13 protein-coding genes are annotated in these 15,053 nt (G+C 35.0%); 4 read left to right on the top strand and 9 right to left on the bottom strand.

The genetic code is table 11. The features are described 5' to 3' along the window. Positions 1-12 precede the first annotated feature (12 nt). Entirely contained in the window at positions 13-657 is a 645-nt protein-coding gene (gene ausB / locus IDG45_RS03255; protein ID WP_000215724.1) for an aureusimine biosynthesis 4'-phosphopantetheinyl transferase AusB, read from the top strand. Positions 658-985: 328 nt separating this feature from the next. Here the strand turns inward: ausB and IDG45_RS03250 are convergent, their stop codons facing one another. The 8 genes from IDG45_RS03250 to IDG45_RS03215 all read right to left on the bottom strand — a co-directional run bounded on the left by IDG45_RS03250 (position 986) and on the right by IDG45_RS03215 (position 10,193). Beyond that, positions 986-1,465, bottom strand: coding sequence for a YagU family protein (locus tag IDG45_RS03250; RefSeq protein ID WP_072357661.1), 480 nt, complete (start codon positions 1,463-1,465; stop codon positions 986-988). 284 nt (positions 1,466-1,749) lie between these two features. Further along, positions 1,750-2,520, bottom strand: a complete 771-nt coding sequence (gene argB, locus IDG45_RS03245; protein ID WP_000668897.1) for an acetylglutamate kinase — start codon at positions 2,518-2,520, stop codon at positions 1,750-1,752. A 15-nt stretch (positions 2,521-2,535) separates the two neighbouring features. Further along, complete coding sequence (gene argJ, locus IDG45_RS03240; protein WP_000682594.1) at positions 2,536-3,777, bottom strand: bifunctional glutamate N-acetyltransferase/amino-acid acetyltransferase ArgJ; 1,242 nt, start codon at positions 3,775-3,777, stop codon at positions 2,536-2,538. Between the two features lie 11 nt (positions 3,778-3,788). Beyond that, complete coding sequence (argC, locus tag IDG45_RS03235) at positions 3,789-4,820, bottom strand: N-acetyl-gamma-glutamyl-phosphate reductase (protein ID WP_000598499.1); 1,032 nt, start codon at positions 4,818-4,820, stop codon at positions 3,789-3,791. Positions 4,821-4,858: 38 nt separating this feature from the next. After that, a complete protein-coding gene (gene rocD, locus IDG45_RS03230) occupies positions 4,859-6,043 on the bottom strand; it encodes an ornithine--oxo-acid transaminase (protein WP_001084448.1) in 1,185 nt (394 codons plus the stop codon). 252 nt (positions 6,044-6,295) lie between these two features. Then, the gene (brnQ1, locus tag IDG45_RS03225) at positions 6,296-7,651 is read right to left on the bottom strand and encodes a branched-chain amino acid transport system II carrier protein BrnQ1 (RefSeq protein WP_000728238.1); all 1,356 of its coding nucleotides are present in this window, start codon (positions 7,649-7,651) and stop codon (positions 6,296-6,298) included. 277 nt (positions 7,652-7,928) lie between these two features. Next, on the bottom strand, positions 7,929-8,486 hold the full coding sequence (locus IDG45_RS03220) for an isochorismatase family protein (protein WP_031927697.1): 558 nt from the start codon (positions 8,484-8,486) through the stop codon (positions 7,929-7,931). A 66-nt stretch (positions 8,487-8,552) separates the two neighbouring features. After that, positions 8,553-10,193 carry an alpha-keto acid decarboxylase family protein gene (locus IDG45_RS03215; RefSeq protein ID WP_000813543.1) on the bottom strand — a complete coding sequence of 547 codons (1,641 nt, stop codon included), beginning with the start codon at positions 10,191-10,193 and terminating at the stop codon, positions 8,553-8,555. 191 nt (positions 10,194-10,384) lie between these two features. Between IDG45_RS03215 and IDG45_RS03210 the strand changes: the two genes are divergently transcribed. After that, a complete protein-coding gene (locus IDG45_RS03210) occupies positions 10,385-10,486 on the top strand; it encodes a hypothetical protein (protein ID WP_000979527.1) in 102 nt (33 codons plus the stop codon). Here the strand turns inward: IDG45_RS03210 and ptsG are convergent. Then, entirely contained in the window at positions 10,465-12,510 is a 2,046-nt protein-coding gene (gene ptsG / locus IDG45_RS03205; RefSeq protein ID WP_001227713.1) for a glucose-specific PTS transporter subunit IIBC, read from the bottom strand. The two genes, IDG45_RS03210 and ptsG, sit on opposite strands and share 22 nt — an antisense overlap. Before the next feature lie 585 nt (positions 12,511-13,095). On the opposite strand from ptsG, the gene mupG reads away from it, so the two are divergent. Together mupG and murQ are read left to right on the top strand one after the other, a co-directional pair. Then, a complete protein-coding gene (gene mupG, locus IDG45_RS03200) occupies positions 13,096-14,151 on the top strand; it encodes a 6-phospho-N-acetylmuramidase (RefSeq protein ID WP_206171553.1) in 1,056 nt (351 codons plus the stop codon). After that, positions 14,151-15,047: an N-acetylmuramic acid 6-phosphate etherase gene (gene murQ / locus IDG45_RS03195; protein ID WP_000432007.1), complete on the top strand. Its 897-nt coding sequence runs from the start codon at positions 14,151-14,153 to the stop codon at positions 15,045-15,047. The genes mupG and murQ overlap by 1 nt, the downstream gene beginning before the upstream one ends. Positions 15,048-15,053 lie beyond the last annotated feature (6 nt).

Genomic DNA, 15,053 nt, shown 5'->3' with positions numbered 1-15,053 from the left:
GTAGGGAAAGTTATGACAGTATTTGTAATGCAATTACAGAGTAACTTGAAAAGTATTGAAGAATTAATATCACAAAGTCGTTGGTCATATAAAAAACCGCGTACAGTCAACTATAGATACAATCAAGATAAACTCATGCACAGATTGGGAGATATTTTAGTGCAATATGGAATTCAACATGACACAGGGTTATTACCACATGAATGGCATTATCACATTTCGCCACGAGGTAAGGCAGATATAGTTCAACACAATCGTGATGGACAGCCCATCTATGTGAGCTTATCATATAGTTATCCTTATATCGTGTGTGTTGTCGATAAAGAACCAGTTGGTATTGATATCGAAAAGATATCACAACGTTTAGACTGGCGTACATTAGTGACGTGTTTCTCTACAAACGAAGCACATCAAATATGTAGTTTAAATGATTTTTATCAAATATGGACACAAAAAGAAAGTTTTACAAAATTGATTGGTGAAGGTTTAATCAAAGGATTGGACATTTATGATATGACGCAATCACACTTTTATCAATCACGTGAAGTGAAGTTCAAACAATTTATTTTTGATCAGTTTATGGTACAGGTATGTTTCTTAGGACAAGCACCCTGGGGTTATAAAAAAGTGTCTGTATTTCAGTTATTGAGTAGTTAATATGACGTCTGACAGTATCATTGCGCAGTGATTTTAAAATATACTGCCTAAATGTTTACTGTTAGATGTTTTTTTTATTGGAAAAATGAAAGGTGAATACACGATGGCATCATTCAAAATCATGACGAGATTAAAGTAAGTGATAAGGTGAAAATATACTGAGCAATATTGAAATTGCCAAAAATAATGGCTTGTTACGACGCATTTGAGACTTTAATGCTCACGTAAGTTGGCTGGAATCATATCATGTCAGTTAATAAAATAACGTGAGTATCAATCATCATACTCAAACGATGATTTAAAACTCACGTTAATGTTAGTCAATGTATTAATTTAATTTATAGCGATAGACAAAATGTTGTCGCACTAATTCAATTGTCATCATCCAGACGACATGTCCAAATAATTCTGATATGTGCTCTTGGAATGGTTGATCCCACACAGCAGGTACAGTATGCATAATCGGCATAATGATAAGGTGGAATAACACCCATATTACAATACCAAAAACAGCACCTTGTCCCATTGCTAAGTAAGCGTATTTTTTAACTAATATGCAATAAATAATTGCAATGACGATAGAAAAACTAAAGTGGACAATAAAGCTTACCCAAGGCAATTCCATATTTGAAAATGTATATGTTTGATGCGTAAACTCACTACTAAATCCTAATTGTTGCAATAACTCTTGAGGTGGGTTTGTTGCATTTCGTTCTGGTGTACGAGGTGGAAACATGACCTCCCAACCTAATTTTACAATTCCAGACAACAAGCCACCAATGATTCCGGCATAAATGAATATTATCATTTGTCGTTTCGTCAACTTAAGGACCCCTCTCTTTTTTCTATCCTCATTATAGTATTTTGTGAAAATAATCACAATGAAAAACTTTTAAAATATAAAATATTTCAAGTTACAAATTTGAAAATCACTAATAGTGTTTTTCATCTCATATTGTATCATACTATATTCTGAGATTTCTTTTGTGAAATGAGACAGGTGAAAAGGTGACGCTGCATAATCATTAAACAAATTAGGTACAACTATGTTTCGAAGCCGAAAAATACAAGATTGAGTGGTCACATTCAAAGTCATACTGATGATTTTAGTATCGTTGTCCCAACAAAATCATTATTGTAAATAGCTTCGATAATATTTGGCTTGTTTCCTGATGCAATGATAACTTTAGGACAGCCATTTTTAATAGCATTTTTAGCATCAAGCACTTTGGGAATCATACCTCCATAAATATCACCATGCTCAATATACTGATTAATATCGGCTAAGGGTAGTTGAGGTATAACAACATCGTTGATTAGCACGCCAGCAATATTACTTAGTACATAAATGGGTGCTTCTAATGATGATGCAATAAAATAGGCGAGTGTGTCTGCATTTATGTTGTAAAATTCTCCATCATGGTTATTGAAACCAATCGAATTGATGATAGGTACAAATTTAGTACATAAATAAGACAATGAGTCTATATTTAAAGTGGTTGGAACCCCGACATATCCATATTGTTGATCAAAACGTTTAATTTCAAATAATTGAGCATCCAAACCACATAAGCCTATTGCAGAACATTGGCGCTGGTTAAATTGAGCTACTAATGCAGTGTTAACGTCTGCAATGAGCGTGTGTTTAGTAATAGTCATGGTTGCTTTATCAGTCACTCTTAGGCCATTAACAAAGTGTGGCTCGATTTGCTGGTTTGATAATGCTTCATTAATAAATGGGCCACCGCCATGAACGATAATGGGGTAGATGTTGTTTGATCGTAAATGCTTAATGTTGTTAATAATTGATGGATGCATGTCACTTAGTGTACTGCCACCAATTTTAATGACAATAAATTTCATCTAACCAACACCACCTTATGTTCGATATGATGCGTTAATACGCACATAATCATAGGATAAATCACAACCGTATGCAGTCGCTACAGCGTTACCTAAACCAAGCTGAACGTCAATTGTGACATTTTCATGAGTTAATGTATTCGACATAGCTTGCTCATTAAATAGTACAGCCATACCTTTATCCACGACAGGTATTTGGTTCAGTTGAACATATGTGCAGTTAGGATCAATTTCACATCCGCTATAGCCAATAGCTGTAATGATTCGACCAAAATTGGCATCTTCGCCAAAAATAGCTGATTTTACTAGATTTGAACTTACGATAGTTTTACCGATTTTTCTTGCGTCTGATATTGATTTAGCGCCTGAAACATTGACACTGATTAACTTTGTTGCGCCTTCGCCATCTCTGGCTATAGCTTTAGCTAAAAATGTACAGACAAAATTGAATGCATCAACAAATATTTCCCATTGTGGATGGTCTTGATTAAGTATTTGGTGTTCAACTTGCTGATTTGCCATGACTAATACCATGTCATTTGTACTTGTATCGCCATCAACAGTAATCATATTAAATGTATGGTCAGTCGAAGATTTTAATAATTGATGAAGTGTATTCGATTCAATTGATGCATCGGTTGTTATAAAAGCAAGCATGGTAGCCATATTTGGGTGAATCATACCTGATCCTTTAGCACTGCCACCAATTGTAATAGTTTTACCATCAATATTTAGTGATACAGCGATATGCTTTGTACATGTATCAGTTGTTAAAATTGCCTCGTTAAAAGCACCTGGCGTTGCAAAATTAGCATCATTAATATGTTCTGTACCAGTTTTAATTTTATCCATTGGCAAATATTCTCCAATAACACCAGTTGAAGCAACAGCAACATGCTCAGATAGTATCTGAAGTTGTTGAGCAACCCATGTTTGAGTTTGTTGTGCATCATCGATACCTTGCTGACCTGTGCAAGAATTTGCATTAGCTGAATTAACAACAAGTGCTTGTAATTTCCCTTTAGACTTTTGTAAAGTGTCTTCAGTGACAATAAGTGGTGCAGCTTTAAATTGGTTTAAAGTATATACGGCAGCTGAACTTGCTAAAGACGATGAGTAAATCCAGCCAAAGTCTTTTTTGTTAGCGCGTAAACCGATGTGCATACCACCGGCCGTGAAGCCTTGAGGTGTACTGATATCGCCATGTTTAATAATTGAAAAGTTATGTTGTTGTGATGTCGTTTCTTGATGTTTCATTCTAACACCCCTTATGGATAAACTGGTGATTGTTTTAGGCCAGTCGTAACTTCAAAATCATATAATATATTTAAGTTTTGAATGGCTTGACCACTTGCCCCTTTGACAAGGTTATCAATCACTGATACTAAAATTGCTGTTTGCGTTGTTTCATCTACATAGATACCGATATCGCAGTAGTTACTACCGAGTACTTCTTTTGTGGTTGGAAAAGTCCCAATATCTCTAATTCTGACAAATGGCTGATTAGCATAATAAGAGGTCATTAATTTATGTAATGATTCAGTCGTATATTCAGATGATAATTTGACATATATTGTTGATAAAATACCTCGTGTCATTGGTACGAGATGTGGTGTAAATATGACTGATACATCTTGACCCGCAATGATAGATAAATATTGCTCGATTTCCGGTTTGTGTTTATGGTTTCCGATTGCATAAGCGCTTAGATTTTCATTCATTTCTGAAAAATGAACACGTTGTGATAATGAACGACCAGCACCTGACACGCCGGTCTTAGCATCAATAATAATAGATGACAAATCTACAATTTTTTCGCTAATAAGTGGATGTAATGCTAATAACGTTGCTGTAGGGAAACAGCCAGGGTTAGAAATGAGTTTCGTTCCATTGCTATCTAAAGATTGCCATTCTGAAATGCTGTAAATAGCATGATTCAAATCATCTTGTGCTGCAGCAGTTTCTTTGTAATATGTTTCATATATTTCACGATTCTTAATTCTAAATGCGCCAGATAAATCGATAACATGAATACCTTTTTCTACTAAGGGAGGGATACATGTTTTACTTACGGGTGCTGGTGTCGCAAAGAAAATTACATCACAGTCATTATTGTCCACTGTAAGTGCTTCGAAATGTTGCATAATATGTTGTAAATGTGGAAATGTTAATTTCAACGGTTCATCTACTTTTGAATGTGAGTAGATGTGTGCAATCGTTACATGAGGATGTGTTTGTAATAATCGAATTAATTCAATTGCGCCATAACCGCTACCGCCAACGATACCTACTTTAATCATCATGAATCCCTCCTATATCATATATAAATGATTAATTGTTAATTTTTAAAAACGTCTTGAAAAGCTGCAACAATTTGATTGATTTCCTCTTTATCAATAACTAGAGGTGGTGACAATCGAATGATAGTACGATGCGTGTCTTTGCATAAGATTCCACGTTGAATCAGTTGATCCACAAAAGGTGCGGCATCTGTGTTAAGTTCGATGCCTATAAATAAACCACGACCTCTAATTTCCTTAATGCTTGGATGTTTAAGTTGTAGTAATTCTTTTAATAAAATTGAACCTAAGCGTTCTGATCGTTCAACCAGATGTTCATCTTTAAGTACATCAAGCGCTGCCGTCGATATTGCAATGGCTAAAGGGTTACCACCAAATGTTGAACCATGTGTACCTGGTGTTAGAACACGCATGACATCATTATTTGCAAGTACAGCAGATACAGGGTATAAGCCGCCACCCAATGCCTTACCTAAAATATAAATGTCTGGAACAACTTGCTCCCATTCCATAGCAAACCATTTCCCAGTTCTACCAAGACCAACTTGAATTTCATCTGCAATCAATAATATTTGATGTTTATCACATAGTTGACGCACAGCTTGAATATATCCTTTCGGTGGTATATTAACGCCACCTTCACCTTGAATTGGTTCCAAAATAATTGCTGCTGTATTCGGTGAAATAGCTTGTGTTAATTGTTCAATGTCTCCAAAATCTACTGTTGTAGTGCCTTGAAGTAGGGGGTGAAATCCTGCTTTATATGCGTCGTGGTTAGATAGTGATAATGAGCCAAGTGTACGACCGTGAAAATTGTTATTCATAGCGATGATTTCAACTTGTCCGTCAGTAATGCCTTTAACTTCAGAGCCCCATTTTCTAGCAATTTTAATGGCTGCTTCAACAGCTTCAGTACCAGAGTTAAGGGGGAGTACTTTGTCTTTCTTAGCAAGATGACAAATTTTTTCTTCCCATTTCCCGAGATTGTCACTATAAAGGACACGTGAAATGATAGACAACTTTGAAGCTTGTTCTGTCATCGCTTTAACAATTGTTGGATGACAATGGCCTTGGTTTGCAACTGAAAAACCCGAAATGCAATCTATATATTGTTTGCCATCAGTATCCCAAACTTTGACACCTTTACCTTTAGTAATTACAAGCTTAAGTGGTGCATAATTATTAGAACTATAATAATCAGTTAATTCAATGATTGAATTCATCGGTCTCCCTCCTTTATATTTATACAATTTAAAGAATTAATATTAATATATTACAGTTGTTCAATATAAGTGTCAAATGTAAATTTAATAATATAAAGATAAAGTTGTGTATGTATTAATGTGATTCGTAAAATGAAAGTACTAATATTTTTCGTGGATAATCATTAATATGTATGTATACGAGTGCAGTTTAATGTAGTATGAATAAAAAATGCCACAAGCATATGTTTAACATATGACTGTGGCATAGTATTATGCTTGTGGAATTTTACGATGCTTAATTTTATAAATAATGAAGCCGATAATGAAACCAATCAAACTGAGAACAACCCAGCCCATACCAATGTCTGATAATGGTAAATATTTTTGGCTGAAATTAATCAAAGTTTGTGAGAATGATGTGCTTGAAATGAACTCTGGACTAGCTTTTAATCCATCTACTAATGCAGCAATCATTGTAAAGAAAATGGTACATTGATAAATAATTTTTGAATGATGGAATTTGCTACTAAATAATGTTAGTACAATCAAGGCAATTGCTAATGGATATAAGAACATTAACACTGGGACTGAGTACATAATAATTTTAGTTAAGCCAACATTCGCGAATAAGAATGAGATAAAGCTCACAACTGTTGCAATCGCTAGGTAATTCATTTTAGGGAAAAGGTGTTCAAATGTTTCTGAAAATGCCGTAATTAAACCGATAGCTGTTTTTAAACAAGCAACCATAACTATGAGTGATAACAAGACGATACCGTAGTTACCTAAGTAGTATTGCGTAATTTGCGCTAAGGCAATACCACCATTTTCACTAAGTTTGAAATGACCAATACTTAATGTACCCATGATTGCTAGTAGGGTATAAATGATACCCATCATAATGATACTGATAGTACCAGACTTAATTGTTTCTTTAGCGATATCAGTTGGATTTTCGATACCTAACTTTTTAATCGTTGCTACAATGATGATACCAAATGCTAAAGACGCTAGCGCATCTAAGGTATTGTATCCATCTAAAAAGCCGTTAAATAAGGCGTTTGATTGATATTGTTTACTAATAGGTGCATCAGAAATGCCACCTAATGGATGGATAAAAGCAAATAATAAAATAATTGCTAATAATACTAAGAATACCGGATTTAAAAATTTACCGATATATTCTAAAATTCTTGATGGCTTTCTCGCAAAAAACCATGCAATCACAAAGAAGACGAAGCTAAAAATAAATAAATATAAAGTGATTTGCTTTGGTGATAAAAATGGCGAAAATGCAATTTCAAATGATGTAGTTGCCAGTCTAGGTAAGGCGAAAAATGGTCCGATAACTAGATATAAGGCAATCGTGAAAATGTAAGCATATGTTTTATTAACACGCGATGCAATTTCAAATAAACCAGATGTCTTTGAAATGCCAATAGCAATGATACCTAGAAATGGTAAGCCAATTGCTGTAATTAAAAATCCTAAGTTAGCGATAAAAACGTTAGAACCAGCAGCTTGACCCAAGTGTATTGGGAAGATAAGATTGCCGGCACCAAAGAATAAACCAAATAGCATAGAACCTATAAACATGTTTTCTTTAAGTGTTAGTTTCTTCTTCATATATGTATTTGTTCTCCTTTTTAGAACTTATAAAAATCTACTTAATTAAGATAATATCAAAAATTAAACCTAAAGTGATACATAATTTTGTAATAAATACTAAATTTTTTGAAAATTCCGGAATAAATACTGTTTTTTGTGTAGTAATGGCGTAGGTTAAGAACGGTTTAACAGATATAGAATATGTTAAATATAGAAGGTTAGACAACTCGACGTATTAATACTTTGTAAAATAAAGATACCCCCTTCAACATGATCGAAGGGGGTAAGTGTATGCTTAGTTCAATATATTTAGTAAGTCGCTTGTGGTTACTGTTTGCCCCATTATAGGGAATAAATTATCTATTGGGAATTGATGTAGCGTTTCGTTTTGAGCGCTCATCATGTCAGTAACAAAATACTGATCGTAGTTTAATTGATAGGCGTCTCGTGCTGTCGTATCTACACCAACATGTGTTGCTACACCGCCAAGAACAAGCGTATCAATTCCTCGACGTCTCAACTGTAAGTCTAAATCCGTTCCTACAAATGCACTAAATTGTCGTTTGTCTATGACAAAATCGCCATCTCTCTTGTCTAATAAATGATGGAAACGACTGTAGTCGCCGCCTTCTTTTGGTGGTAATGATACCATCGAATTTGGTTTCAATGCATCTTTACCATCATAGAATTTCACGCGAACGAATACGATAAAACCATTGTTTTTTCTAAAAGCTTCAATTAACTTGTTAGCGTTTTGAACGACATTTTCAGCTGTATATGGGGCATAATCCATTTTAAGAATACCTTCTTGCAGATCGATTAACACTAAAGCGGTTTTATTAAAATTAATCATCTTATATCAGAGTCCTTTTCATTTAATAATATATCTGTTAAAGCTTATACCCTGTATAAGATGAAATTATTTATTTTGTTGCGAAAAAGCTTTAGCGATATCGATCAGTTTCTTTGGTGCATCTTCGACAGACATTTTGACTTCGACAAAATGCATCACATCGGGATGACCATTAATTGCATTAAACGTGTCTTGTAAATCTTTTGATGATTCAACGTCATGAATTTCAACATTTTTACCACCAAATACAGCTGGTAAAGCTTTATAATCCCACATGTGAATTTCATTATAAGGTTCATACATGCCGTGAATAAGTCGTTCTACCGTATAGCCGTCATTATTAATCACAAATAATACCGGTTTAATATGCTGTCTAATCATAGTTGAAATAGCTTGAACAGTTAGTTGCAATGAACCATCGCCAAGTAACAATAAGTTACGACGATCTTTGTCTGCTAATTGTGAACCTAATGTTGCAGGTAATGTATAGCCGATAGAACCCCATAACGGTTGCCCTATAAAAGTATTGTTTTTGTATAATGCTAAATCATAAGCACCAAAGAATGATGTACCTTGATCAGCAATAATGACATCATTTGGTTTTAAGAAATTTTGCATCATTTTAAAATAAGTTTGTTGTGTTAATAGTTCTGTGCCAACAGTATAATCGGGTGATGTTGGACGATGATAAGCAGGGAACGATGCGTTATTCGTATATGATATATCGGTCAATTGTTGTAGTAATGAAGGTAGAGATATTTCATCATTTGTAACATCATCAATTTTGATATTGTGATGATTTAACATAACGACATCATCGATATTGAATTGGTATGAAAATCCTGCTGTTGCTGAATCTGTTAGTTTAGCTCCAATATTTAAAATTAAATCGCTATTGTCCACATAATCTCGTATTTTATCTTCGGCAATTTTCCCATCGTAAATACCCATATAATATGGATTTTCCTCATTAAAAGCACCTTTTCCTAATGAAAGTTGTGCTACTGGTATCTGTGTTTGATTTACAAAATCTTCTAATTCTTGATGGAGGTGAAAACTGTTAATTTCATGTCCAGTAATGATGATAGGCTGCTTCGATTGATGCAATTTAGATGCTAATAACTCTATATATGTTGACGCATCAGTATCTTTGGCTGCCGTTACTTCGAATGGTGTCGGTATTTCAATTTCAGAGATTGCGACATCGATTGGTAAATGTAAATGAACTGGGCGTCTTTCGGCGATTGCTGTATTAATTAAACGTGGTATTTCGGTTGTTGCATTTTCAGGTGTGATATAACCTTGTGCAACGGTTATATGTGCAAACATTTTTCGGTAGTCGTCAAATGTACCTTCACCAAGTGAGTGATGTACATATTTACCGGCTTGTTCAACAGCACGTGTCGGCGCACCTGTAATCGCAATGACAGGTATGCGCTCAGCATACGAACCTGCGATACCGTTGACGGCACTTAATTCGCCAACACCAAATGTAGTAACTAATGCAGCGAGTCCATTAAGACGGGCATAACCGTCCGCTGCGTAACTTGCGTTTAATTCATTTGTATTTCCTACCCAATCTACATTGGGATTACTGATAATATCGTCTAGAAAAGCGAGATTAAAATCACCAGGAACACCAAAAATTTTATCGACGCCTGCTCGATGAATAGCGTCAATTAAGTAAGCTCCAATGCGTTGTTTCATAAAAAAACCACCTTTTCTCTATATTTACACTTAAAATGATAGCCTCGAATATAGTGTAAGGTCAAGGAAGTTGACTTTGTTGTGAAAACGCTAACAATAGTGAACAATTAATATTTTTTAGGAAATGAGTATGAAGGGGGATTTAATTGATGATCTTAAAATTCAAAATTTAAGGGGAGAGCGAACTATCAATGATGCTGCAAAACACAATAGCAATGAAAAAACAGGCGCGTCACCTTATGAAGGTATACGCACCTGTTTATAGTAAGCATTATTTAGCTTCAAATAATTGATCGCCAAATGAAATGTTGCCATGTTCACCTTGTTTAAAATCAAGGTTTGTAATGTTTCCTTGTGTAACGATAATAGGCGTAATATCACTCTTTGCATGATTGCGGATGTAGTCTAAATCAAAGTTGATTAATAAATCACCTTGTTTAACTTCTTGACCTTCCTCAACATGTAAAGTAAAGCCTTCTCCGTTTAATTTAACAGTGTCTAAACCGATGTGGATTAATAGTTCTAAACCACTATCTGATACAAGACCAATTGCATGTTTTGTTGGGAAAATCATTTGTACTTTACCGTTGAATGGTGCACGAACTTCACCTTGTGAAGGTTTGATAGCGATACCGTCACCCATCATTTTTTCGCTGAACACTTGATCAGGCACTTCTGATAATGGTGTTACTTCACCAGTTAATGGTGCATGAACGATATGGCTCAATTCGCTTGTTGCAGATTTATCTTCTGCAACAACAACAGTTTCGTCTTTATCATCTTCCATAGTAGTAGGGTTTTCTACTACTTGACCATTCATAATCTGTTGCATTTCATGTTTGATTTGGTCAGATTTAGGACCAAAAATTGCTTGCATATTATTGCCGACTTCTAATACACCAGATGCGCCTAAATCTTTCAAACCAGGAACATCAACTTTAGATTTGTCGTTAACTTCAACACGTAGACGTGTGATACAAGCGTCTAAATGTTTAATGTTTGCTTTGCCACCCATAGCTTCTAATACTGCATATGGTAATTCAGTTGCTGAAGCAGTAACAGCTTGTGATTGCTTATCTTCACGACCTGGTGTTTTGTATTTTAATTTTACAATTAAGAATCGGAATACGAAGTAGTAAATGACTGCGTATACAAGACCTACAGGAATAACTAACCACCATTGTGTCTTATTAGGTAGTACGCCAAGTAAAACGTAGTCGATGAAACCACCTGAGAATGTATAACCTAGATGAACATCCAATAAGTACAATGTTAAGAATGATAAACCATCAAGTACTGCGTGAATAAAGAATAATAATGGTGCTACGAATAAGAATGAGAATTCTAAAGGTTCTGTAATACCAGTTAAGAATGATGTTAAAGCAGCAGAACCCATTAAACCTGCTACTACTTTCTTGTTTTCAGGTTTAGCTGAGTGATAAATTGCTAAAGCTGCTGCAGGTAAACCGAACATCATAACTGGGAATTCACCTTGCATGAATTTACCAGCTGTCAAATGTGCGCCTTCACGAATTTGTTCGATAAAGATACGTTGGTCACCGTGAATAATTTCACCAGCTGCATTTTTCCATGAACCAAACTCGAACCAGAACGGTGCGTGGAAAATGTGATGTAGACCGAATGGAATTAATAAACGCTTAATAAAACCAAATAAGAATACGGCAACACCAGTATTTGAGTCTAATAATCCTGTACTGAATGCATTTAATCCTGTTTGGATTGTTGGCCAGATTAATGCCATTGGGAATGCTAAAATAAATGATGTTGTAGCCATCATAATAGGTACGAAACGCTTACCAGCGAAGAAACCTAAATAAGATGGTAAGTTAATGTTATAGAACTTGTTATAACACCAAGCTGCCAGGGCCCCGATAATAATACCGCCGAACACACCTGTTTGTAATGTTGGGATACCTAAAATGCTAGCGTAACCACTCGCTGGATCAGTAACATTTTTAGGTGTAACTTGTAAAAAGTCACCCATTGTTTTGTTCATGATTATGTAACCGACAAATGCTGCGATAGCTGCTACGCCATCACCGCCAGCTAATCCGATTGCGACACCTAATGCGAAAATCATAGGTAAGTTTTCAAAAATAATACTACCGGCAGCTGTCATTAATTTAGCGACATTTTGAACGCCACCATTTTGTATAAAAGGCAAGTAGTGTTGTAATGCTTCGCCTTGTATAGCTGTACCGATAGCTAATAACAGACCCGCTGCTGGTAAAATCGCAACAGGTAACATTAGTGCCTTACCAATACGTTGCAATTGACCGAAAAGTTTCTTCCTCACTTGTCCAACCTCCAAAGTTGTATTTATTATTTAAGATTCAATAAAAAAGACACGAGCAAATAGACTGTGTTGGTAACCATCACAGCTTAATTTAACTCATGCCTAATCTTACTTAGTAACACGTTGGTGTATGTAATTAATGTAAAAGAAGCAATTGACTAAGTAGCATATAAAACTGATACGTTAGTTTATCTAGCTTACCATCACATCTTATTGAATCTTATTTGTTTGCGACTCCTATTTTAGCATGGTGAAGTATGCGTTTTCAATACAATTATTAAATTCACTTTCAAATCTCTTAATTTTTCACAGATTATTATTAAAACATAATATAAGATAATCCTGAATAAAATGTATAAAAGTTGTTGTAATAATCCAGCAGTAGCAGCTATTATCAGCACTTAAAAGAAAAGGATAATCTTTGATGGTATAATAATTAACTTGTGACAGAAATATGTAAGATTATTACAATGAACAGGCTTCAACTGATTAATATTGTAATGTGTTTTCTCTTATAGTAAAATGTAAGCGATTACACAACTCAACTATATTTTCCTAATAATTATATTGTTAAGGAGGGCTACTTTGACAGGCTTTTCAGTGTATTTAGGACAACCTTTAGATGAAGCGTATATTAAGCGAATGATTAAACAAGGTTACCAAATGATTTTTACATCTTTACAAATACCAGAAGAAGATGACGAGACAAAATATCATTATTTCACAAAACTACTCAATTTATTAAAACATGAACAAGTGACTTACCTCATAGATGCTAATCCATCTATTTTAACACCATCTTTTTATGAGCATCTTCGACAATATGATGCACAATTTATGATTCGTATCGATCATAGTACATCAATTGAGACAATCGAAGCGATAATGGCACAGGGTTTAAAGTGCTGTTTGAATGCAAGTATTATTTCCCGGGAATTGTTAACAAGCTTACATCAACAATTGAATGATTTTACATTACTTTCATTTTGTCATAACTATTATCCAAGACCAGATACGGGATTATCTGTTGACTTGGTCAATAAGAAAAATGAACTCATTTATCAATTTAATCCAAAGGCACAAATATATGGTTTTATTGTAGGGAGTGGTTTGCGAGGTCCTTTGCATAAAGGCTTGCCAACAATTGAAGCAACGAGACATAGTCATCCTGTCGTTGCAGCTAAATTATTACAAGAAACTGGTGTATCTGAAGTGTTAGTTGGAGACTCATTGATTGAAATGAGGCAGGCAAAACAACTTATAGATTTTTGCAAGCATAGGCATTTCACGTTATGTATTGAAGAAGTGTTTGATACGACAGTGACTTACCTTTTCGATATGTGTCATAAAGTACGTCCGGATAATCCGGAAAATGTCATTCGTTCGGAAACGTCAAGACAAATATGTCCACATTCGATTCAACCACAGTTTACAACGCAACGACGCATTGGTTCGGTAACCGTTGATAATTTGAATAACGGTCGTTATCAAGGTGAAATGCAAATTGTGAGACAAACGCTTAGTGCACATGACAATGTGAATGTTGTTGCACAAATTATTAAAGAAGACTTACCACTGTTAAGTTGTATCGAGCCGAATGATACATTTTATTTTCAAAAAACTAGGGAGTGTAAGAAGTGATGGAAAATAGTACGACCGAAGCGCGTAATGAAGCGACGATGCATCTTGATGAAATGACTGTGGAAGAGGCTTTAATTACGATGAATAAAGAAGATCAGCAAGTCCCGTTAGCAGTTCAAAAGGCAATACCACAATTGACAAAAGTAATTAAAAAAACAATTGCACAGTATAAAAAGGGTGGACGATTGATCTATATCGGTGCAGGTACAAGTGGAAGATTGGGTGTCTTAGATGCAGCGGAGTGTGTACCTACATTCAATACTGACCCTCATGAAATTATAGGTATTATTGCTGGTGGACAACATGCTATGACAATGGCTGTAGAAGGTGCGGAAGATCACAAAAAATTAGCGGAAGAAGATTTGAAAAATATAGATTTAACATCAAAAGATGTCGTTATAGGAATTGCCGCGAGTGGCAAAACGCCATATGTTATAGGCGGTTTAACATTTGCTAACACAATCGGTGCTACAACAGTATCTATTTCATGCAATGAACATGCAGTTATAAGTGAAATTGCGCAGTATCCAGTAGAAGTTAAAGTTGGTCCAGAAGTATTAACTGGTTCAACGCGTTTAAAGTCTGGTACAGCACAAAAATTAATTTTAAATATGATTTCAACCATCACAATGGTTGGTGTCGGAAAAGTTTACGATAACCTCATGATTGATGTTAAAGCAACCAATCAAAAACTGATCGACCGTTCAGTGCGTATTATTCAAGAAATATGTGCTATCACATATGATGAAGCAATGGCGTTATATCAGGTATCTGAGCATGATGTGAAAGTTGCGACAGTTATGGGTATGTGTGGCATTTCTAAGGAAGAAGCAACAAGACGGTTATTAAACAATGGTGACATTGTTAAACGAGCAATCAGAGATAGACAACCTTAGGAGGGA

The organism is Staphylococcus sp. EG-SA-10 (assembly GCF_017151945.1).
GTDB lineage: Bacteria > Bacillota > Bacilli > Staphylococcales > Staphylococcaceae > Staphylococcus > Staphylococcus aureus.
Note: the sequence above shows the minus strand (reverse complement) of the source record. Positions and strands in the feature narration are given on the sequence as shown.